Here is a 22,887-nt window from a genome sequence, read left to right as displayed (position 1 = left end):
GAACTCTTTTTCATGAGGGTTCTTCGGTCCGTATGATATATACCTATAAGAATTTTGTACGGCTCTGCAGGCCTGTCATCTGAGAAGCCACCCTATGAATCGTACTGATCCATCCACTCATTCAGGAGTGCACAGTACTTCTCATTTTCTTCCACAAAGCACATATGCCTGCATCCGTCAAATAATTCCCAACGTGAATTCGGAATCAGATCATACATAGTCTTGGCTACAAGCGGGGTGCATAGGTCATTTGTACCGCTGATTATCAGTGCAGGTTCCTTCATATCTACAATCTTATCCCGGTATTCCCATCCGCCCAGGCTGCCAGTGGGGTTGTATTCATTCGGCCCCCAGCCTGCCACATAAGCCTCGGTTCCGGACTTTTTCGGACGGCGCAGGCATTCCGGTGAGTCTTCAGTTACGGCTCCTGCACAGTGAAGCAGCATAAATCTGTCATTTGCGGCCAGATATGCCGGATCATCAAAATCACCGGTCTCTTCCGCCTTTGCAATTGCATCCTGATCCTCCTGTGACATAAACTTGATCATACGGTGCTGTTCGTGAGCCCACAGTTCTGCAGCAGGCAGCGTGCTGGATAGTATAACAGATTTAACCCCCTGCGGCTTATAATCGCAGAGGTATTCGATTGCGAGCATTCCTCCCCAGGATTGTCCAAGCAGATGCAGTTCGTCCAGACCGAGATGTTTTCTCAGCTCAATCAGCTCGTTGTCCCATGTTTCGGAACACCATAACTTTGGATGCCCGTCTACATAAGAATTGCCGCAGCCAATCTGATCGTAGGAGATGATGGCGCGCCCTTCCTCAGCAAGCTTGTCCAGCACCTCAAAATAGTTGTGTGTGGAACCGGGCCCGCCGTGCAGTAAAACGAGCGGTTTCTTATTACCTTTGCATTCCCCGACAATACGGTAATAAGTCTGATACCCGAGATAAGGCATATAACCTTCAATGACTTTCATATAAGTTCCTCCTTGCCGGTTTTCGGCTTTTTCATACTTTTCGATTATAACAGACATAACAGGCACTTTCAATTCGGACTATGTGGATTCTTTCACAATCTCTATGGGAAGTAATATCTGAAATGGAATTAAGTGGAAGAAATCGTCAAAAGGCCTGTATTTATGCGGATGCATTCGAAATTTTTTATTATTTTCTTTAAATGCTACATCAATTTGCCTGTGCTTGCAAGGGGGCGTCCTATATTCTGTTGTTTAAACCCGCAAAATTCCAGTGAATGCTTCCGCTTGTAACCGTCAAGGCAAAAGTGACTGTCACAGCTGATTGACAGAGGGAATCGGAAGTGATAGAATCAGTGCAACATGAGGTTGAGCGGAAGGCTGCATTTATGGTTATCGCAATCATAGCGGTCACTTTTTTTAGTTTTTAAAGGAGGGAAGACAATGAGTAAAAAGATTTTAGTACTTGGTGGAAGCTATTTTACAGGAAGAGTATTTGTCATGGTGGCATCCCAAAAGGGGTATGAGCTGACGGTAGTGAACAGGGGGAGATTCTCCGTTAAGTCCTATGAGAATGTAACAGAATATGCTTGTGACAGGCATGACTATCAGACGGTGTCCAAACTTCCGCTGGAAAAAGAATATGATGCGGTGGTGGATTTTTGTGCATATGCTCCTGGGGATATTGAGAATTTGTGGAGCTACCTGCCGTGCAGCGTCCGCAGATATATCTATATCAGTACTGCAGATGTACATGAGAAGACAGCAGGAATAAGGAATGAAGAGTCCCCAATGATGAGCGAAGGGGGAGCAGACCAGGTACAAAGCTATACATACAACAAAATGCTCTTAGAAAAAGAATTATTTGTAAGCACAAGGCAGCATGATGCAGAATATGTAGTCCTGCGTCCCACATTTATCTACGGTCCGTTCAACTACGCGCCCAGAGAATCCTATTATATTAAGAAGATAATAGAGGGAACGTCCCTCCCGGTGCCGAAAGAAACTTCGGGTAAGTTCCAGATGGTCTTTGTAAAAGACGTGGCAAATGCGATTGTAAGCTGTATAGAAGAAGAGAAGGCGGCGAATCAGGCCTACATTCTGAGCGCCCCGGAAGTATTGGACTATCAATCATTCATCCGGCTGCTAAAAAGCATCAGTGATCTGCCGTTTACAGTAGAGGAACTGCCGCTCAAAGAGATTATAGAAAAAAATATCCCCCTGCCATTTCCACTTACCGAAGCGGATAATGAATTATTTACCGGTGAAAAAATCACAAAAGACCTTCCATTCCAGTATAGCAGTCTGCAGGAAAATATGAAGTTTACATACGAGAACTTTCGCTCTGTGTATCAGAAATAAAAGCGTTTTCAGTAAATCTCCAAATAGACATCCCAAAAGAAGCCGCCAAAGGTGACAGTTCAGCCCTGCCTGAACTGTCACCTTTAAGTGACGGCCTCTGGGTAATAGATACGGGCTATTCTCTATATTAGCGGCAGAGAATACCTGTTTTTTTATGATATAGGAAATTTTTCCTGTTCCTGTAATAAGTCTGCAATATGTGGAGAGTATGATCGCTTTGTAAGGGGGAGTTCCTCTTTACGTGCTGCACAATAGGAAGTTATAATAAGCAGAAAGGAGAGTATATTTATGAAGGCAAAATGGAGCAGGTACAAAGTTGCACTGATGGCAGCAGGGCTTGTGATCTGTATGACGGCTGCGTTGGGGGCAGGGATCGGCTGGTCTAATTCTATGGCAGAAAAGGATGTGGTTCAGGCAGCATCGAAGGAAGTTGAGGAAAGTTTGACGGACGGAGAAGTCACATATTCACCTGGCTGGAAGGATACTGATTTGTATTGCGACTTTGTGGATGATGCAGATCTTGGGCGGAAAACATGTGAGAAGTTCGGCAAGGATTTTGAGACGCTGACTATGGGCGAGGTTACACGGGATATGACGAATTATGAGGAAGCGCTCTGGCTTCTGAAGAATATCGGCGGCTGTCCGTTGTATGCGAAACATGCGGAGAAAAAGGAGGACGGTACGACACAGTGGTCGCTGGAAGCTTACATTGGGGATATTTATGCATTTTCCGGGGCTGAAAAAGTAATCGAGCAGTTCTGCCGGGAAAAAAGTATCAACGGAGACACAGCAGTTGTCTCAAATCTTTCCGAAGAGGAACTGATTGAAATTGGTATCAGGGCTTATAATACATCGGACCATCCCAAGTAAACGGTCTTCCTTTAAGTAACAGGTGTATAAAAACGGAATGAGAAGAGGAACATCAATGGCAGATATTTTGATTGTTGAGGATGATAAGAGCATTAATGAATTGATCAGGCGTACCGTCCGCATGACCGGACACAGGGGGCTTCCTGTCCATGATGGACGGGAGGCCTTAAAGGCCGTTGACCAGAAGGTTCCGGATTTGATTCTGCTGGATATGAATCTGCCTGACATCAGCGGATTTGAACTTTTGAAGCAGTGGAAACAAATTCCGGTGATCTGCGTGACTGCCAGGGGAGAGATAGAAGACAGGGTGAGAGGCCTCAACGGCGGGGCAGAAGATTATATTGTGAAGCCCTTTGCAGTAGAGGAACTTGTAGCCAGAATCCAGGCTGCTCTGAGACGCCAGCACAAGGAACAGACATATTACCGGCTGGGCAGCGTGGAAGTGGATACGGCGAAGGCTGCAGCCAGGAAAGACGGAATACCGGTAGAGCTGACAACCAGGGAATATGAACTTCTGAAGGTGCTCCTGGAGAATAAAAATATCGCACTGTCCAGGGACCGGCTTCTGGATCTGGCGTGGGGGATAGACTACTGTGGGGATGACAGGACTGTGGACGTACATATTCGGCGTCTGCGGCAGAAACTGGGGATGGAAGACTACATCAGGACCATATTCAAATACGGTTACCGATTGGAGATATAACATGCAGTTATGGAAGAAAAACTTTCTGGTTACATTTATGATGTTCCTGTTTATTATCTACGGAAGCCTGCTTCTTCTCCATGGCCTTCTCTACAGGAATGAGCTGGAACAGTGGATGGCCCGGGCCGTCTCGGGAGAAAAGGGAATTGCGCTTTTTCTGCGGGAAATCCAAACTGATGAAGGTGATACATCACGAATCAATCAGTCGTCGGTGTTACGGAGTTATATGCTCTCGGGTGTGAAACTGAGAGTGGAACAGGATGGAAGAATCCAAGCAGACCTTTTACCGGCGGATCTGCCCAACGATAAACCTGTACAGATCATCGAACATCAGAATATCCCCTATGTGCTGATTCAGGACAGACTGGTAAATGCGGGATCGGTTACAAAAATTGCATATATGGAAAGTATGGCTCCCCTGCAGCAGAATCAGCAGCGGCGTGCGCTTTTCATGGCTGGGATGGGGGTACTTCTGTCTGCAGTTGTGGGTGGAATGCTGTACTTTACGATGAAACGGATCAACCGGCCCGTCAGCCGGATCGCCCACGAGTTAAGGACTCCGCTCACGGGAATCCAGGGGTATGCGCAGTACCTGATGCTTGGAAATCTAAGTGAAGAGGATCGCTTTTTTGCGGCGCAGCAGATGGAACAAAGTGCGCGGGAAATGAATGATATCGTCGAAAAATTGTTGATTATGGGCGGCGTGCGGGAAGGCAGGGTTCTGATGCAGAAGATAGATCTGGCACACATGTTAAATGATATTCAGAGCCTGTACCCATACATTGAGGTGAATTGCATGCGGGATTTCCTGCAGGGCGACAGGACACTGGTACGGTGTATGCTGGAAAATCTGATTCAGAATGCGGCCGCCGGGGGCAGTCGGGTGAGAGTCAGTGCGGATGCTTACCGAATCACTGTGTGGAATGACGGCCAGGCAGTCAGCGGAAAGAAGCTGAAATGGATGAACAGAAGCCAGGGGACTCCGGCATCTTATACAGACCGGCATGGGTTTGGTATCAGCCTTTGTCATGACATTGCCGGTGTGCATGGCTGGAAATTGTTTTATAGATCAACTGAGGCAGATGGAACGACGGCGGAGATCCTGCTGTGAATCCGGGGAAAGAACGGGAAAACGATTTGTCCATAGTTTTTTTCTATGCCAATCTATATAAAATGTATATTACCTGATAATGTTCTTTTCATGCTATACTCCTTTCACACTTAGAGGGAAAGGAAAATTAGCCATGAAAACAACAGAAATATTTAAAAAACATACCGTTTTGTCTTTTGAGGTTTTTCCACCGAAACGAACGGGGGCCGTAGATACCATTTACAGTACCCTTGAGGAATTGCAGAAGCTGCATCCGGATTTTATCAGTGTTACCTATGGGGCGGGAGGGAGCGAGAACTGCAAAGCAACTCTTGAGATTGCAGCGGCTGTTAAGAATAATTACCACATCGAGAGTGTGGCGCATCTTCCGTGTATTGGCCTGAGCAAAGAGGATGTTTTATCGCAGATCCGGCATTTTAAGGAGGCAGGGATAGAAAATATACTGGCTCTTCGGGGCGATATCCCAAAGGACGGAGAGATGAGCGGAGACTTTCGGTATGCCGGCGAGCTGATCGCTTTCATCCGGGAACGCTGCAGCTTTAACGTGATAGCGGCCTGTTACCCGGAGGGGCATACAGAATCGGAAACTATTGCAGCGGACATCCGTAACCTGAAAACAAAAGTGGATGCCGGTGCAGATCAGCTGATCACACAGCTGTTTTTTGACAATGATTATTTTTACAGATTTAGGGAAAGATGTTCTCTGGCCGGAATCCATGTACCAATACAAGCCGGGATCATGCCGGTTGTCAATAAAAAACAGATCGAGCGCATGGTATCGCTGTGCGGTGTGCATCTGCCCCGCAAGTTTACCGCAATGATGGAGCGCTACGAGCATAATCCGGAAGCGATGCGCGATGCGGGTATCGCCTACGCGGCAGACCAGATCATAGATCTGACGGCACAGGGCGTTGACGGGATTCATTTGTATACAATGAATAATCCTTACATAGCCGCGAAGATATATGAAGCGGTACACCGGGTGCTTGCAGCATAGCCGGAAGATACAGTTGCTACTGCAGCACAGGATATCCGTATTCTCCGATCAATTTTTTCAACTCTGCGATATACTTTTTGGCGGCAGAGCTCAAGGGCGCCTTTTTGTTTGTGATGAGGCCTACACGCATGATTTCCCCAGTTTTTAATTTGACGGAAACGATATGATCACCGTTTAAATCACTGCTTAACACGCCGGTACAGATCGTATAGCCATTGAGTCCGATCAGCAGGTTGAACAGAGTTGCCCTGTCGCTGACATGTATGATTTTCCGGCGGGGTTCCGTACTTAGAATCTCCTCCGAAAAATAGAAGGAGTTGTATGTTCCCTGTTCAAATGTTAGGAAGGGATAGGGCTCCAGGTCTTCCAGAGTGACCCCTTCTGCTGCGGCAAGCGGATGGGCAGCGCTGACAAATACATGGGGGTGGGCATGAAAAAGCGGTGTAAATTCCAGCTGGTTTTCCCTGAGCAGCTTCTGTAATACTTTTTGATTGAAATCACTGAAATAAAGAACACCTACCTCACTCCGGTAATTGGACACATCCTCGATAATTTCATAAGTTCTCGTCTCACGCAGTGTAAATTCATATTCCTCCGCATCCAGAGACGCAATCAGATTAACAAAAGCGTTGACTGCAAATGCATAATGCTGCGTGGACACGGAGCAGAGCTGCTTGGCCGGCTTCCTGTCTGTATATCTTATCTCCATCAATTCCGTTTGTTCAATAATCTGCCGTGCATAGGAGAGAAACTCCGTGCCGTCCGCGGATAAAGAGATTCCTTTGGGTGTGCGGTAAAAAATCTCGATGCCATATTCCTGTTCCAGTTCTTTCACGGCAGCAGACAGACTGGGCTGGGAAATAAAAAGCTGCCGTGCGGCTTCCGTAATGGAACCGCATTCTACAATCTTAATTATGTATTTTAACTGTTGAATCGTCATAATATCACCTCATATTGAGAACATTCTAAAACAAAATGAAGGAAAACACAAGGGAAGTGATGCATCCGGGGAGAGGTCGTTACTGTACAAGCCCGAAAGGTGTGAACAGTAACGAAAGTTTCTCTGCTGCCTGCCATGCCAGTAGCCGGGATTCTTGAAGCATTTTTATAAAATATCATATGTTGCGCCTCTGTAACCAAACTGTGTTCTTCCGCATAAAATAACATTAGGGAACGAGATCAGGCCATCATAGAGGAGAATAAATTATGCAGGATCAGCAAAGATTCAGTAATGTTACAAAATCATACCTCTGCTGCTTTTATGGGATATTGGAGGAAATGATTGAGAATATGACAGGCGCAGAGCTTACGGACAGCCTTTCGCACAACTTCATTGTTCAGATGATTCCACATCACAAAGCAGCGATTGAAATGTCACAAAATTTGCTGCAGTATACCACTTGCGTGCCGTTACAGGATATTGCCTTAAATATCATTGAAGAACAGACAAAAAGCATCGGGAATATGCAGAATATACTCCAGTGCTGCAGCAAAGCGCAGAATTCACAGCAGGATATATGCCTATATCAAAATGCCTTTCAGCAGATTACGCAGACGATGTTCAGTAAAATGGAGAATACTTGTGCATCCAATAACATCAATGCGGATTTCATGCGTGAAATGATCCCGCACCATCAGGGCGCGATTCAAATGTCTCAGAATGTCCTTCGCTTCGATATCTGTCCGGAGCTGGTTCCCATTCTGCAGGCTATCATAACATCACAGCGTGAGGGTGTAAATAAGATGGAGCGGCTGCTCCGTTGTATCTGAATTTAATAAAGTGTAAAGGGGGATTCCGGCCGCGGGGATTACATGGTTACTGCCAGACTATGACATGTACCTTGGAATCTCCCTTTTGTGTTCCTCTTGACTTTTGCAGGATGGAGGTGTAATATTATGAAATCCTACAAGTGTAAGATTAAGGAGGCGGCATGAGCAAAAAAAAAGCGGCTGTTATAATTATAACAGTGATATTAGCCTTTACGGGCAGTATGCTGATCTGGGAAATGGGAAAAACTCAACGGGATCCAGAACCGGAGTCTGCGGATGAAGAGGCTGTTGATATAAGGATGCTTCGTCCGGATGAGCGGGAGAGCACGAAGGATATGGAGCCGGTTTTGGTTTCGATGAGCCAAGAGGAAAAGAGCAGGATTCGTGAGACAGTTCTGCAGGCGGTGGAAGGCTGCGGTGATATTTACCAAAGTGTGGATAAGGGCAGCGCGGATAATGTTGTGCTGAAGGAGGAGGATAGGCACCGGCTGACAGACTGCCTTGCCGGCCAGGGATATGCTTCGTCCTGCAGTTCCAATGATTATAATATGCGAGGTGCAGAGGCTTTGGATGAAGTGCTGAGGCAGGCAGAGCTGGGGAAGTCAGTGTCAACGGAGTTTTTTACAGTTACCAAAAGCGGTACGTTTGAGTGGAGACGGTTGGAATTTGATGCAGGTGAGCTGGTGATGACCTATGCTTCGGCAGCGTGGGAAAAAGGCAGGGGTCCGAATATTTCCTATATGGAAAAGGTTCAGATGTATGACTGGAGATATACGGAAAAGGGCTGGCTTATGCTGGAGAAAGCAAAGTCCAAAAACCATGAATTGGACATGCACAGCATGTACCGTGTACTGCCCCTTACAGAAGAGTGCAGGGAGTACTGCAGAAATTATATTGAGCCGGTAAAATATAAAGCAAGCAATCTTTTCCTGACGGAATGGGATGAAGGATCCATGGATAAGATTGTGTTCAATGATGTATTTGATATATTATATGAGATGGAACACGGGCAGGCTTACGATGACCGGCAGAGCCCGGGAAAGGTACCCGCTGCACTGTATGAGGCCGTAATAACATCCTGGTTTCCGATATCAGCGGAGAAGCTGCAGCAGATGCCGGGCTATCATGAAGAAGAGAAAAGCTATGACTGGACGGCTGTGGGACTATGGAATACGTCACATCAATCGCAGCAGGTACCTGAGGTTGTAGAGGTCAGACATCATCAGGATGGAACCGTGACATTGGTGGTGGATGCAGTATATATTCTGGAGGGGCAGGACGCCGCATTTACACACGAAGTGACGATGAAGCCTGATGAAAGCGGACATATGAAGTATGTGGGCAATCATATCCTGGCGGGCGGAAAAGAGAGTATTTCTGACTACATACCAAGGATGGACTATGAGTAAAAGGTAAAAAATAAGCTGATATAATGATTAGATTCAAACTGCGAAATGTCTTTCTATAACGGCGGGAGCAGAAATCTGGCACTATAGATATACACAGGGTGGATACAAAAAGGAGCAGGCATAATGATAAAGAATAGAATAAAAAAATGCTGCAGAAGTGGACTGTTTATGTTGGCAGGTTTTATACTCTCTTTGTCCGGCTGTCAGGGACAGAAGGAGCCGGACCTGGAAGGCAGTCCGGTTCAGTCCGGTGTGGACACGCATGATACGAATGAAAAACCAGACGGCCGGAAGGAACTGGAAGACAAAGAGACTCTCCGTGAGGCAGAAAATGCTGCCAGCCTGTATGAAAAAATATACAGGGAAGCGCGGGACAGCCAGGCACTGGACAGTCTGGCAACGAAGGAGAAGATCTTAAAAAAGCTTGGAGATGCTGGATATTCTGCTGTGGATTGGGACAATCAACTGGACATGTACAATTTTGAATCCATAAAAGACTTCTGTACCCGTGCGGTACAGGGGGAATCCGGCGATACAGTACTGTTGCGCCTGCTGGATGACGGAGGCCTGATTTGGTACAGCCTAAAGTCCGGTAAAAAAGAACTGAAGATAGACCGGTATGCCGTATCCTGGGCAGACGGTGAACCTGCTGCCTCTTACCTGGATACATTTACAGCCTGTACTTGGAGTTATACGGAGAAAGGTTATTTATTATTTGAAAAATACCAGCCTCCGGGCTATGACGGTCCAACCGGCCATCATGCAGTGCGAATAGAACCGCTGGATCAGGAATGCCGGGAGTTGAACAGAAAATACATTCTGCCGGTAGGGTATGAGGACAACAATCTGTTTTTAACAGACTGGTCAGAAAATGATTATGGTGAACTTAGTTTTGAAGATTTGTATGAAAAACTTTACGGGATAGAACAGGGACGCCAGGCCAATGTACACGATGATGAAATACAAGCAACGCAGCAGGAATTTGCGGAAGTGATGCAGCCCTGGCTCCAGGTAGATGAAGCAGTACTGCAAATCATGTCAGCATTTGATGCGGGTGAAGGAAGCTATAAGTGGAAAGTGCGCGGTATGGGAGACTTTCCTTCCTGCATTCTGCCGGTTCCGGAGGTGACCTCATACAGAGAAAATGGGGACGGCACTCTTACGTTAAAAGTGGAGGCCGTCTGGGAAGACGAAAATACAGATTGTGCCTTTACACATGAGGTGACTGTGCGCCCAAAAGGAGATGAGAAGTTTCAATACGTATCGAATCACATCCTTGCAACTCCGGATCAAAAAATCCCTCCATATATAAAAAGGAACGGAGAATAAGATATTAGGATATTTAGGATATCCGTCCTTGTACTTGCGGGCCGGATTTTGTATAATAATCTGTATATGAAAATACTGAAATAGATTGGCGGACAGGAGTCCGGCAAAGAAAGCGAGGGAGTCATGAAGGTATTGAATTTAGGTTCTTTAAATCTGGACTACGTTTATTCGGTTGACCATATGGTGTTACCAGGTGAAACGCTGAGTTCTTATGGAATGGAGACATTTTGCGGGGGCAAGGGGCTTAATCAGTCTATCGCGCTTGCCAGGGCGGGTGCAGAGGTATATCATGCCGGACTTGTAGGAGACGGCGGGGAGATTCTGATCGATACCTGCAGAGAAGCGGGCGTGCACACAGACTTTATCCAAAAACTGGAGGGACCGTGCGGACATACCATAATCCAGGTAGACAAAAACGGTCAGAACTGCATCCTGTTATACGGCGGATCAAACCAGAAGATGACAAAAGAATACATAGATACAGTTCTCGGACATTTTGACAAAGGGGACATTCTCTTGCTGCAGAATGAGGTCAACCTGGTGGACTACATGATCGATCAGGCCTATGCAAAACAGATGATGATCATTCTGAATCCGTCCCCTTATAACAGTGCCCTGGATACCTGTGACTACTCCAAAGTGTCTATGTTCCTTATGAACGAAATAGAAGGAGCACAGGTAACCGGAAAGCAGGAGCCGGAAGAGATCCTGCAGGAGCTGAGAAAACGGTATCCTACAGTAAAAACCGTACTCACACTCGGAGGTGACGGCGCAGTTTACCAGGACGGTGACAGCATATGCCGACAGGCAATCTTTCCCGTAAAAGCAGTGGATACCACCGCGGCCGGAGATACCTTCACGGGATATTTCATCACATCCATCATAGAAAAAATGGAACCGTCCGAGGGGCTGAAGCTTGCGGCAAAAGCATCCTCAATCGCGGTATCCCGGGCGGGGGCAGCTGCCTCCATCCCGGCACGCGCAGAGGTGATGGTTTAAGGGGGCGGTATTAGTGGGTGAGCCCCTCCCGGCAGGGAGATCTTTTTTTACCGATTGGATGCGTCAAGCTAAGTGAAAGGCGGGCCTGGTTCCCGCGGCGGGCAGGATATTGAAATGGCATACACCTCCCCGCCGCGGGAACCAGGCCCGCCTTTCACTTAGCGCCCCCACACAAATTACAAAAAAAGATTGTATTCTGCACGTTCATTCGATAAAATAAGTATAGTGTCGGCAAAAGCAGACGCGTCCATATCTGTATTTTCCCGTTTTTTCGCCCCGGAGAATGCCTGCCATACATATTTCCGGGAGAGAGGCTGTGCGGTGAAGTATCCATGGAGATACCACGCACCTGATGCCAGGCGGACGGGCCTTCAGCAGAACTGCAGAATCAGGTATCCACAGGAACATCCCGTTATTTATACCTTGTGGGCGGTGCAGGAGCAAAACTGAGGAATAAGATACAGGAATAAAAATGAGAGAGAGGTTGATTTATGGACGGTTCAATGTTTATCGGAACATGGTGGTCTTTGGTACCGCCGCTTTTAGCCATTATTCTGGCTTTTGTAACAAAAGAGGTTTACAGCTCTTTATTCATCGGTGTTGCGGTGGGAGCGTTGCTGTACACCGGGTTCCAGCCGTGGGATTCTTTTGTTGCATTTTTTGATATCATGAAGAGCAGTATGAATCTGAATATTCTGATATTCGATGTACTGCTTGGTATGATTATCGTGTTGATGGCGAAATCAGGAGGGTCTGCCGCCTATGGAAACTGGGCGGGGAGCAAGATTAAGACGAAGAAGAGCGCACTTCTTGCTACTACGGGCCTGGGTCTTCTGATTTTCGTGGATGATTATTTTAACTGCCTGACGGTAGGTTCTGTAATGAGGCCGGTAACGGACAGGTATAAAGTTTCCAGGGCTAAGCTGGCGTACATCATTGATGCCACTGCTGCGCCGGTCTGTATTATCGCGCCGATTTCAAGCTGGGCTGCAGCGGTGAATTCTTATGTTCCTGAGGATGCTGGTATCACAGGTTTCCAGCTGTTCTTAAGAACGATACCTTACAATCTATACGCATTGCTGACGATTGCCATGGTATTATTTATTATCATCTCGGGTTTTGATTTCGGCCTGATGAAAAAACATGAGGAAAATGCGGCAAAAGGGGATCTGTTTACCACAGGAGCGGAAGAATTTGATCAGATTAAGGAGGAGACTTCTTCTGCTAAGGGAAGAGTTATTGATCTGGTACTTCCTGTTGTAGTGTTGATTGTTTCGGCCATAGGGGCCATGATATTTACCGGTTTTCAGGGCGGCGCCACGGGCGTAGTCGATGCATTTGCGGGATGTGATGCGGAGACAAGCCTGATTTTTGCAACCATGCTGACCATTATATTTATGCTTATTTTATATCTGCCGCGAAAGGTAATTACATTCAGGGGCTTTATGGACAGTTTTGTGGAAGGGTTCAAGCTGATGATTCCGGCGGTTGCGATTCTGATTTTTGCATGGTCTCTGAAAGGAATGGGAGACGCGCTTGGTATTGCTGATTTTGTAGGCGGTATAGTAGGGGCGAATGCATCCGCAAGCGTGGCAATCCCGGCAATTATGTTTGCGGTGGCAATTTTCCTGGCATTTTCTACGGGAACATCCTGGGGAACTTTCGCGATCCTGGTACCGATCGTTGTTGCCATGTTCTCTTCCGCTAATAATATGGAAATGATGGTTATTGCTGTATCTGCAGTTCTGGCAGGCGCAGTGTGCGGCGACCATATCTCTCCGATCTCGGATACGACAGTTATGTCCTCGGCGGGGGCACAGAGCAATCATATCAATCACGTATCGACGCAGATGCAGTATGCGATGGTTGTTGCAATCGTTTGCGTAGTTGGTTATATTATTGCCGGATTTGTAAAAGTATGGTGGATTACGTTGTTGCTTAGCCTTGCAATTCTGTTTATCGTTTTGTCGCTCATGAAAAAGTTTACGCCGAAAAGTGATGTGGTGATTGCAGATGATTAAACTTGAGGTACCTTACATAGACCAAAGTGTCAAATACCCGACAGGGTGCGAGAGTGTATCAGCGGTTATGCTGCTCCAGTATCTGGGGTATTCTGTAACTGTGGATGAGTTTATTGAAAAATATCTGGAGCTTGGGAAGCTGGAAGAAGAGGATGGAGAGCTTTACGGGCCAAATCCTAACGAATGCTTCTGCGGGAGCCCCTATGACGAAGAATCCTTTGGCTGTTATGCGCCGGTCATCAAAAGAGCGCTGGAGAAAGCGGCTGGAGATTCCTACGAAGTTGTAGATGAGACAGGGACTCCGATTGAAAAATTGCTGGAAATGTACATTGACCAGGGGATGCCCGTTGTTTTCTGGGCATGTATCAACATGCGCGAACCAATTACCGGCCCATGCTGGAAGCTGAGGAACTGCGGCAGCGAGTTTACCTGGATATCCAACGAGCACTGTATGCTGTTGGTAGGTTACGATGAGGAAGGATATTATTTTAATGATCCCTATGAAAATAATGGGGTGATCCGCTATGCAAAAGATTTAGTGGAGGATCGTCATGCGGCACAGCATTCAATGGCTGTGGGGCTTAGGAAAATGAGAGAAGAATAGAAAACAGGAGGGAATCTGCGGCGTATGCCGTCAGATTCCCTCCTGTTCCTAATTATAAAAGTTGTATTCCGTTCTCCAAAGCCAGGTTCAGCACATCTTCGGGCCAGATGGAAGACTGTACCTCTCCGATGTGGGCCTTGCGCAGATAATACATACAGATTCTGGACTGCCCGATTCCGCCGCCCACGGTATAGGGAAGCTCTCCGGCAAGGAGCGCCTTCTGGAAAGAAAGTTCGGCACGGTCTTCACAGCCTGCAAGCTTTAACTGTTTTCTCAGAGCATCCTCATCAACACGGATTCCCATGGAGGAAAGCTCCAGACCGATATCCAGTACCGGATAGTAGACAATAATATCCCCATTTAATTCCCAGTCATCATAATCCGGGGCACGGCCGTCATGCTTTTGGCCGGAAGCCAGTGTCTTGCCAATCTGGGAAATAAATACGGCTTTTTTTGCCTTGGCGATCAAATGTTCTCTTTCTTTCGGCGGTTTGCCCGGATACATCTCTTCCAGCTCCTGAGATGTTATGAAGTAAATATCATCCGGCAGCAGGGGTTCTATGTAATTATAGCGCCTGGAAATGAAATCTTCTGTCTCCTTCAATGCGCCGTATACTTTGCGAACCGTATATTCCAGTGTTTCCGTATTGCGTTCTTCTTTCGAGATGATTTTTTCCCAGTCCCACTGATCCACATAGAGGGAGTGGATGTTATCAGTATCCTCATCCCTGCGGATCGCGCTCATATCCGTATATAACCCTTCTCCGGAATGAAAATCATAGTGCTTCAGCGCATACCGTTTCCATTTTGCAAGAGAATGCACGATCTCAGCGGGGGCATCCTCCTGCTCCCTGATTCCGAAGGAAACGGGACGTTCCACGCCGTTTAAGTTGTCGTTCAGCCCGGATTCGGGGCGGACAAAAAGCGGTGCGGACACACGGGTTAAATGGAGTGACTTCGCCAGTGAACGCTCGAAATGGTCTTTTATTTCCTTGATGGCGACTTCGGTTTCCCGTATGGTAAGGGGAGAGCGGTACCCCTGGGGAATTGTCAATTGTTCCATAATATAAACTCCTTTGTTATTTTCTATACCTTAATAATATTGAAAATCCGATATTCCTATTCTACATTCTCATGATAAAGAAGTCAATGAGGAGTAAGGAATGACGAATTAACAGATAACTATAAAATAATAAGATAAAAAACTAAAAATATATTGACAATATAAGAAATGAATGTTATTATTATAACAAGAATAAAACTGATTGAACAATCATTTAAAAAGAAGAAGTAATCTTAAAAAGTAAGATGAAAATTTTTCGTAAATGAAAGCTTAATACAGTTTTGGCTTACCGGATCACAGTGAATGATTAGAAAAGAGAGATGGAGAAATTATCATAATGACGAGAAAGTTATGAGAGAAGTAAAATCCATCAGGGAGAGAAGATCAGAGAATCTAAGTCCGGTAAGGAAGTCTAAGAATAGGAGGTACGGTCCGCCAGCATACTTAATTTAAAAACCAAACCCTATCAAAAGATAGAGAAAGAGGTAAAAAAAGAATGATAGAGATATCAGAATAGAGATGGGTGTTAATCATTATTAGATTAGCATCCATCTTTATATTGTATATTTTAAGGAATGTTGTTAAAATAAGATAGGTACAGGTTTGGAAGTGTTTGAGATTCATGGTTGCAAAATGGAGTGGCTTTTGCGGCAATGAATTTTCAAACATACCCTAAAATGTGGGATTATACAGGGGAGAATATTATGGCAAAATCTTGCAACCAAAAGGAGAAAATCCTGTATCTGATGAGGCTGTTTCTGGAAGAAACAGACGCAGAACATCCATTATCCAGAAAACAGCTGGAGGAAAAGCTTGGAGAGTATGGAATCCAGACAGAGAGAAAGAGCCTGTACAGTGATATAGAATCGCTGAAAAGGTTTGGCCTGGACATTGCGTACAGAAAGGAGCGGCCGGAAGGCTACTATCTGGCAGGACATGAATTTGAACTGGCAGAGCTGAAACTTTTAGTAGATGCCGTTCAGTCATCCAGATTTATCACTGAGAAGAAATCACACAACCTGATCCACAAGATTGAAGGGCTGGCCAGCCGACATGAGGCGAAACAGCTGCAGCGCCAGGTCGTGGTAACCAACAGGATCAAGGCGATGAATGAAAGTATCTATTATAATATAGACAAGCTGCACGCGGCAATTGCTTCGAACCAGCAGATTCTTTTCAAGTATTTTGAGTGGACGATTGACAAAACCATCCGTCTGAAGAAGGGCGGCAGCCCCTATCAGGTCAGTCCGTGGTCGCTGACGTGGGATGACGAGAATTATTATCTCATCGGATTCGATATGGATGCGGGGATACTGAAGCATTTCAGAGTGGATAAGATGCTGGAGATCGAGCTTCTGGAGGAGCCAAGGTCTGGCAGAGAGGAGTTTGGCCGGTTTGATCTGGCCCATTATGCGAAAAAAACATTTGGTATGTTTGGTGGGGAGGAGGAGACCTTACGTATCAGATTTCATAATAAATACATAGGTGTTGTCATTGACAGATTTGGGAAAGATGTATCTGTGAGGCCGGATGGTGAGCAGCATTTTATCGCCAGGGTTGAAGTGGCGGTGAGCGATCCGTTTTTTGGATGGCTGACGGGACTCGGGAAGGATGTAAGGATTCTTTCACCGGCGCATGTGGCGGATGCATATCTGACTCTGCTGCGGGAGATCTCGGAGGTATATGACAGCGGGGAACGAAGGTAAATATTAACAAGGGATAAGGAGATTTACAAAATGGAAGTGAACTTAATATTTCAAAGACTGCAGGTCGAGATCAACGGCGGCCTGACGGCATTGACAACGAAGGGACAGAACCTGACACCGGATGATATGATTACTCTGGCCGTGCTTGCAGCTATTGGCCTGCTGTTTTGTTTCTTTGGGCTGAAGATGGTACGTTTCTGGGCGGCTTTCTTTGGCCTGATGATTGGGGTGACAGGCGGTACTTATGCGGCCTATTATTTTAATGTCAGTGATAATATTGCCTGGATTATAGGACTTGTTACTGGTGTAATTCTAGCGGCTCTGGGAGCGCGGTTTTATCTGGCGGGGGTCTTTGTTGTCGGGTGGTTCCTGGGAACCGTGGCCAGTGCTTACTTTATACAGCCGGCGGATTGGATCTATCTGCTTGTTTGTGTTGGAATCGGCCTGGTAATCGGATTGATTACTCTGAAGTTCGCGGAGCCGGTCACGATGGTTATCACTTCACTGTTCGGTGGATTTACTGCGGGACAGGCGGTCTATGGGCTGCTTCCTCTGGAAAATGAGATTGTGCGGATTGCGGTTATCGCGGTACTGGTTATTCTGGGTGTGATCGTACAGTTCTTACTGGAATCCAAAAAGCGCAAAAGACTTCATCTGAAAAAAGCGGAAGAGATAAGGAAAAAGCATTCTACTGCCAACGAAGTGGACAAGGCAAGGGCTATGATAGACAATCTGGACAGTGCAGAGCCTGTTAAAAAGAAGAATCCTGCTGCCGGTGCGGCAGCTGCAGCAGGGGCTGCTGCCAGTAAAGCAGCTTTGGAGGCAGAGAACGAAGCAGAGGCAGACGAAGCGTTCCTGAATGAAGAAGAATTTATGGAAGACGATGATCTGCTGGATGAGGAAGATTATCTGGAAGATGATGATCTGCTGGATGGGGAAGACTATCTGGAAGACGAAGAACTTCCGGATGATGAGGCGCAATTGGACGGAGACCTGGATGATGATATTACTATTCTGGATCTGGACGATGATAAATAGACAGTGAGATTATAATACACTTTTAGTTCCAATTACAATAGTTTAAAATTAACTTAAAATGATTTTAAATGAACTTTAAATGAAAAAGTAAAGTCCGTTTTATGACACACCTTTTCTGATATGATGGATTCATATGAGAGAGAGGTGTGTTTTTTATGTCATTAAGAAAATCATTGCTGAGCGCAGCTGCCATGGGAATCGGAGCGGCTGTACTGTTGATTATGGCCGTACTTTATTGTTTCACCGAAATTCAGGTTCCGGGATATGTGTATATATTAGGATGGGTCGGAAGCATCCTGGGCATAGTGGATATAGTTGGAAAGATAGAACGGCAGGAAAATGGACAGAATATGAAATAAATATAAAACTAAATCGTAAAGCCCCTGAAATAAAGTAAAGCACAGGACACTGAAAAAAAGTGGCAGATGAAAAGACTGTGAATTTATTGCCAGCCCTCTGACAAAGTTGTATAATACATATAAATATATAAACTAAAAAGGGGGCTTACTTATGAAGATTGATATGCACTGCCATGTAAAGGAAGGTTCTATAGACAGCAAAGTAAGCTTGGATGAATACATTACGATTCTAAAGAGCAAAGGATTTCAAGGTATGGTGGTGACAGATCACAATACTTATAAGGGATACCGCTATTGGAAGCATCACATGAAGGGGAAGATCCATACCGATTTTATTGTATTGAAGGGAATCGAGTATGACACAAGGGATGCCGGACACATCCTGGTTATCATGCCGGAGGGGGTTAAGATGAGGCTGCTGGAGATGCGCGGCATGCCCGTTTCCGTCCTGATTGACCTGGTGCACCGCAACGGTGGGATTCTCGGGCCTGCGCACCCATGCGGCGAGAAGTATCTGAGCATTACGAATACAAAGAGATTTTATACGAACCCGGAAGTGATGAAGCGTTTTGATTTTGTGGAAGTATTTAATTCCTGTGAATCCGAGGCATCCAATGCAGGCGCCTTGAAGCTGGCCGAAAAGTATGGCAAGGTTACGGTGGGTGGAAGCGATTCCCATAAGCCGGGCTGTGTGGGACGGGCCTATACCATTCTGCCTGAGCCGGTGAACTGCGAAACGGAACTGATCTCCATGATCCACAAAAAGACAAAGCTGGAGACCGGAGGAACGCTGTATGAGAAGACGACAAAAGACCGGATCGGGAAGGTCAATAAAGTGCTTGTCTACTCTTTCTGGTTTTATAACAAAGGCGGAGAACTTCTTAAACGCCACGGAAGGAAAGAGAAGATGGAGGTAGAGAACCCCATTGATCCCATTGATCCGATTGAAATGTACTATACAGGAGAACAAAAGCTGTCATAAGTGGCAGCTTTTGTGACATTTCAGGCTTGCCTAATCTGTTAGGGCCTTTCTGTATTCTCCGGGGGTCTGCCTGTATTTGCGTTTAAAAAGCCTGTTAAAGTAGGAGAGATTGTCAAAACCCGTCCTTGTGGCAATCTCCAGTACAGATAAGCCGGAGGCGGTAAGCAGCCGGGCGGCCATGCTGAGGCGGTAGTCGTTCAGATATTCTGTGAACCCCATATCCATGTGGCTCTTAAAGAATTTCATAAAGTGGGATTTGCTGTAAAAAGTAAGGGCGGCCATATCCGCTATCGTGATCGTATCGGCATAGTGATCTTCAACATATTTTAAAATAGTTTTTAATTTTTCCAGAGATTTCGTCTTGATTTTTGTGGCGGAATCTCTGTTTCTCTGTGAGGAGACCAGCAGAAAAAAGAACTGGTAGAGATATCCTTTCACCGCCAGCTGGTATCCCTCCGGCCGGGCGGCGCATAAGTCATCAATATGGCTGATGCAGCCGGCAAGATCCGCATATGCGGAACAGGAGGGGGTGAGGAAGGTGAGGACGGCACGTTCTGCACACAGCAGAGGCTGCAGAAACTGTGTAGTACAGAGATCGCTGCTATCTGACACCAGCAGCTCAGGCTTGAACAGAATATTTTCGTACTCCATGCTGCATCCGTCTTTCTGCCGGATCGAGTGGAGCTGGCCGGGAGGGATGAAAACGATATCACCGGCGGCAATGTCCCGGGTCTGAAGGTTAACGGATACCTGGCCCTGACCTTTTTTAATAACAATAAACTCAATTTCTTCGTGCCAGTGGAGCGGAACTTGTATAAAATCAAGCGGAATGGAACATAGATAAGTATTATAAGGAAAATCAGCATTTGTATGGGATTTAGTTTCATGGTAATTCTGGTACTCCGTGATATTCAAAACGGTCCCTCGCTTTCTGTATAATGTAGGTGATTTATCAAAGAATGATAGTATTGTACTATAATTTAAGAGTATTTTGCAAGAAAATGAACAGGAATCGTATTAAAATGCATAACATAAGTAACAGTTCAGGCCTTCCTGGACTGTTTCTGACATAGACTTAATATAAGGCCAATTGGAGTTTTTATGAAAGGAGTAATATTATGAGTATACAGGATACTATGACACAGAAACTGGGGAAAGAAGTTTCAGAAGCTTCTAACGAGGAGATATATTCCGCACTTCTGGAGATCGTGCAGGAAATGGCCCGGCAAAAAGAGAGAAACGGCGGCAAAAAGAAGCTCTATTATATTTCTGCTGAATTTTTAATTGGAAAATTACTCTCCAACAATATGATCAATCTGGGTATTTACAATGAGGTTCGGGATGTTCTGGCGGGAAACGGCAGAGACATCTGTGAGATCGAAGAAATCGAGCCTGAGCCATCCCTGGGAAATGGGGGACTTGGAAGGCTGGCGGCCTGTTTTCTGGACTCGATCGCTACGCTGGGGCTGAACGGGGACGGAATCGGCCTGAATTATCATTTCGGCCTGTTTAAGCAGGAGTTTGAAGAGGAACTGCAGAAAGAGACCCCGAATCCATGGATTGAGAAGCAGAGCTGGCTGACAAAAACGGATGTGTCCTATCCGGTCAGCTTTAGAGGAATGACACTGAATTCCAGAATGTATGATATCGAAGTTACGGGATACAACAATATAACAAACAAGCTGCATCTCTTTGATGTGGAGACTGCAGATGAGAGTATTGTGGAGGATGGGATTGAATTTGATAAGAAGGATATCGCCAGAAATCTGACTCTGTTTTTGTATCCGGATGACAGTGATGAGAATGGACGCCTGCTGCGTATTTATCAGCAGTATTTTATGGTCAGCAACGGTGCAAGGCTTATTCTGGATGAATGTGTGGCAAAAGGCTGCAGACTCTATGACCTGCCGGATTACGCGGTCATACAGATCAACGATACGCATCCGACAATGGTGATTCCGGAGCTGATCCGACTGCTGATGGAGCGGGGGCTGGAGATGGATGAGGCTATCGATGTTGTTTCACGCACCTGTGCCTATACGAACCATACGATTCTGGCAGAGGCGCTGGAGAAATGGCCGTTGGATTATCTGAAAAAGGTGGTGCCCCAACTGGTTCCTATCATCGAAGTGCTGGACGATAAGGTGAGAAGAAAGTATGCAGATGAGAGTGTGGCTGTTATAGACAGAAGTGATACGGTTCATATGGCTCATATCGATATCCATTACGGATTCAGCGTGAATGGGGTTGCATCTCTGCACACCGAGATTCTCAAAGATAATGAGCTGCATCATTTTTATAAGATTTATCCGGAAAAATTCAATAATAAAACGAACGGAATTACATTCAGAAGATGGCTGCTCCACTGCAATCCCCTGCTCACTGAAATGCTTGATTTTGTTGTAGGTACGGGATACCGTTCTGATGCAAAACAGCTGGAAAGACTGATGAATTACCGCGGGGACCAGAGTGTACTGAGCCGTATCCTGGAAATAAAGAAGGAGAATAAACAGGTTCTCTGCGGTTATCTGAAAGATACCCAGGGGCTTGAGCTGAACCCGGATTCCATCTTTGATATCCAGGTAAAGCGTCTTCACGAATACAAGCGCCAGCAGATGAATGCCCTGTATGTGATCCACAAATATCTGGAAATCAAAGAGGGCAGACGGCCGTCCACCCCAATCACTGTTATCTTCGGGGCAAAAGCCGCGCCGGCCTATGTAATTGCAAAGGACATCATTCATATGATTTTATGTCTGCAGGAGATTATCAACAAGGATCAAGAGGTAAGCCCTTATCTCCAGGTGGTTATGGTAGAAAATTATAACGTGACGAAAGCGGAAAAACTGATCCCTGCCTGTGATATTTCCGAGCAGATTTCCCTGGCATCCAAGGAGGCCAGCGGAACCGGAAATATGAAGTTCATGCTGAACGGAGCTGTTACGCTGGGCACGGAAGACGGCGCCAATGTGGAAATCCACCAACTAGTGGGAGATGATAATATTTTTGTATTCGGAGCATCCAGCGATGAAGTCATTGAACACTATGCAAAGGCAGACTATGTGTCCCGGGATTTCTATGAAAAAGATCAGGATATCAAGGCGGCCGTGGACTTTATCACCAGCAAAAAAATGCTGGCGGTGGGGAATGAGGAAAACTTAAAGCGCCTGCAGAAAGAACTGCTGAGCAAGGACTGGTTTATGACGCTTCTGGACTTCAAGGAGTATGTGAAGAAAAAAGAGGAAGCGCTCAAAGCTTATGTGAACAGGACCGAATGGGCGAAGAAGATGCTGGTTAATATTGCAAAGGCGGGATATTTTTCCTCAGACAGGACAATAGAGGAATATAATAGAGATATCTGGAAACTATAAAAAGGTATAATACTGGCTTCAGAAAACAGCCTGGGCATTGCACCGTATAAGATCTAATGACTGGATACAAAGTGCACCGCAAAGCGATGTTGAAAAAAGAAGACAGTTGGGGACGGCGTCTTGCGGCGGAGGCCCGTCCCGAATCTCAATACACCTGTACAAATTGCACAAAATACGTAAGAAAAAACTGTGAGAAATTACAGAATCTTAATTCTGGGA

General features: G+C 45.9%; 20 protein-coding genes. 16 read left to right on the top strand and 4 right to left on the bottom strand.

Going from position 1 to position 22,887, the window contains the following annotated elements:
* Positions 1-92 precede the first annotated feature (92 nt).
* Positions 93-977, bottom strand: coding sequence for a proline iminopeptidase (gene pepI, locus MWG26_RS14845; RefSeq protein WP_025656859.1), 885 nt, complete (start codon positions 975-977; stop codon positions 93-95).
* Positions 978-1,418: 441 nt separating this feature from the next.
* Here pepI and MWG26_RS14840 point away from each other — a divergent pair, with 441 nt between their 5' ends.
* The 5 genes from MWG26_RS14840 to metF all read left to right on the top strand — a co-directional run bounded on the left by MWG26_RS14840 (position 1,419) and on the right by metF (position 6,017).
* Positions 1,419-2,336: an NAD-dependent epimerase/dehydratase family protein gene (locus MWG26_RS14840; RefSeq protein ID WP_025656860.1), complete on the top strand. Its 918-nt coding sequence runs from the start codon at positions 1,419-1,421 to the stop codon at positions 2,334-2,336.
* A gap of 288 nt (positions 2,337-2,624) precedes the next feature.
* Positions 2,625-3,206 (top strand): hypothetical protein, encoded by a 582-nt coding sequence (locus MWG26_RS14835; protein WP_025656861.1) that lies wholly within the window; start codon positions 2,625-2,627, stop codon positions 3,204-3,206.
* Between the two features lie 55 nt (positions 3,207-3,261).
* Entirely contained in the window at positions 3,262-3,909 is a 648-nt protein-coding gene (locus MWG26_RS14830) for a response regulator transcription factor (RefSeq protein ID WP_025656862.1), read from the top strand.
* 1 nt (position 3,910) lies between these two features.
* Positions 3,911-5,020 (top strand): sensor histidine kinase, encoded by a 1,110-nt coding sequence (locus MWG26_RS14825; protein ID WP_025656863.1) that lies wholly within the window; start codon positions 3,911-3,913, stop codon positions 5,018-5,020.
* Positions 5,021-5,153: 133 nt separating this feature from the next.
* Complete coding sequence (gene metF, locus MWG26_RS14820; protein ID WP_025656864.1) at positions 5,154-6,017, top strand: methylenetetrahydrofolate reductase [NAD(P)H]; 864 nt, start codon at positions 5,154-5,156, stop codon at positions 6,015-6,017.
* 16 nt (positions 6,018-6,033) lie between these two features.
* Here the strand turns inward: metF and MWG26_RS14815 are convergent, their stop codons facing one another.
* Positions 6,034-6,957 carry a LysR family transcriptional regulator gene (locus tag MWG26_RS14815; RefSeq protein ID WP_025656865.1) on the bottom strand — a complete coding sequence of 308 codons (924 nt, stop codon included), beginning with the start codon at positions 6,955-6,957 and terminating at the stop codon, positions 6,034-6,036.
* 266 nt (positions 6,958-7,223) lie between these two features.
* On the opposite strand from MWG26_RS14815, the gene MWG26_RS14810 reads away from it, so the two are divergent.
* From MWG26_RS14810 to MWG26_RS14785, 6 genes are all read left to right on the top strand, one after another.
* A complete protein-coding gene (locus MWG26_RS14810; protein WP_025656866.1) occupies positions 7,224-7,787 on the top strand; it encodes a DUF305 domain-containing protein in 564 nt (187 codons plus the stop codon).
* Between the two features lie 161 nt (positions 7,788-7,948).
* A complete protein-coding gene (locus MWG26_RS14805; protein WP_025656867.1) occupies positions 7,949-9,196 on the top strand; it encodes a DUF6070 family protein in 1,248 nt (415 codons plus the stop codon).
* Positions 9,197-9,319: 123 nt separating this feature from the next.
* Positions 9,320-10,525, top strand: coding sequence for a DUF6070 family protein (locus MWG26_RS14800; protein WP_025656868.1), 1,206 nt, complete (start codon positions 9,320-9,322; stop codon positions 10,523-10,525).
* A gap of 123 nt (positions 10,526-10,648) precedes the next feature.
* Positions 10,649-11,524: a ribokinase gene (locus tag MWG26_RS14795; RefSeq protein WP_025656869.1), complete on the top strand. Its 876-nt coding sequence runs from the start codon at positions 10,649-10,651 to the stop codon at positions 11,522-11,524.
* Between the two features lie 491 nt (positions 11,525-12,015).
* Entirely contained in the window at positions 12,016-13,545 is a 1,530-nt protein-coding gene (locus MWG26_RS14790; RefSeq protein WP_025656871.1) for a Na+/H+ antiporter NhaC family protein, read from the top strand.
* On the top strand, positions 13,538-14,149 hold the full coding sequence (locus MWG26_RS14785; protein WP_025656872.1) for a C39 family peptidase: 612 nt from the start codon (positions 13,538-13,540) through the stop codon (positions 14,147-14,149). Before MWG26_RS14790 ends, MWG26_RS14785 begins: the two co-directional genes overlap by 8 nt.
* A 52-nt stretch (positions 14,150-14,201) precedes the next feature.
* Here the strand turns inward: MWG26_RS14785 and asnA are convergent, their stop codons facing one another.
* Positions 14,202-15,212, bottom strand: a complete 1,011-nt coding sequence (asnA, locus tag MWG26_RS14780; RefSeq protein ID WP_025656873.1) for an aspartate--ammonia ligase — start codon at positions 15,210-15,212, stop codon at positions 14,202-14,204.
* Between the two features lie 704 nt (positions 15,213-15,916).
* Here asnA and MWG26_RS14775 point away from each other — a divergent pair.
* The 4 genes from MWG26_RS14775 (at position 15,917) to MWG26_RS14760 (ending at position 19,297) form a co-directional block, all read left to right on the top strand.
* Positions 15,917-16,918 carry a helix-turn-helix transcriptional regulator gene (locus tag MWG26_RS14775; protein ID WP_025656874.1) on the top strand — a complete coding sequence of 334 codons (1,002 nt, stop codon included), beginning with the start codon at positions 15,917-15,919 and terminating at the stop codon, positions 16,916-16,918.
* 30 nt (positions 16,919-16,948) lie between these two features.
* The gene (locus MWG26_RS14770) at positions 16,949-17,956 is read left to right on the top strand and encodes a TM7S3/TM198-like domain-containing protein (RefSeq protein WP_025656875.1); all 1,008 of its coding nucleotides are present in this window, start codon (positions 16,949-16,951) and stop codon (positions 17,954-17,956) included.
* Positions 17,957-18,111: 155 nt separating this feature from the next.
* Positions 18,112-18,315, top strand: coding sequence for a hypothetical protein (locus tag MWG26_RS14765; protein ID WP_025656876.1), 204 nt, complete (start codon positions 18,112-18,114; stop codon positions 18,313-18,315).
* Between the two features lie 151 nt (positions 18,316-18,466).
* A complete protein-coding gene (locus MWG26_RS14760) occupies positions 18,467-19,297 on the top strand; it encodes a PHP-associated domain-containing protein (protein ID WP_025656877.1) in 831 nt (276 codons plus the stop codon).
* 30 nt (positions 19,298-19,327) lie between these two features.
* Here the strand turns inward: MWG26_RS14760 and MWG26_RS14755 are convergent, their stop codons facing one another.
* Entirely contained in the window at positions 19,328-20,212 is an 885-nt protein-coding gene (locus tag MWG26_RS14755; RefSeq protein ID WP_025656878.1) for an AraC family transcriptional regulator, read from the bottom strand.
* 221 nt (positions 20,213-20,433) lie between these two features.
* Here MWG26_RS14755 and MWG26_RS14750 point away from each other — a divergent pair, with 221 nt between their 5' ends.
* A complete protein-coding gene (locus tag MWG26_RS14750) occupies positions 20,434-22,668 on the top strand; it encodes a glycogen/starch/alpha-glucan phosphorylase (protein WP_465221130.1) in 2,235 nt (744 codons plus the stop codon).
* Positions 22,669-22,887: the final 219 nt, after the last annotated feature.

Origin of the sequence: Faecalicatena contorta, assembly GCF_022835095.1 — a bacterium.
GTDB classification, from domain to species: Bacteria; Bacillota; Clostridia; order Lachnospirales; family Lachnospiraceae; genus Faecalicatena; species Faecalicatena contorta.
Note: the sequence above shows the minus strand (reverse complement) of the source record. Positions and strands in the feature narration are given on the sequence as shown.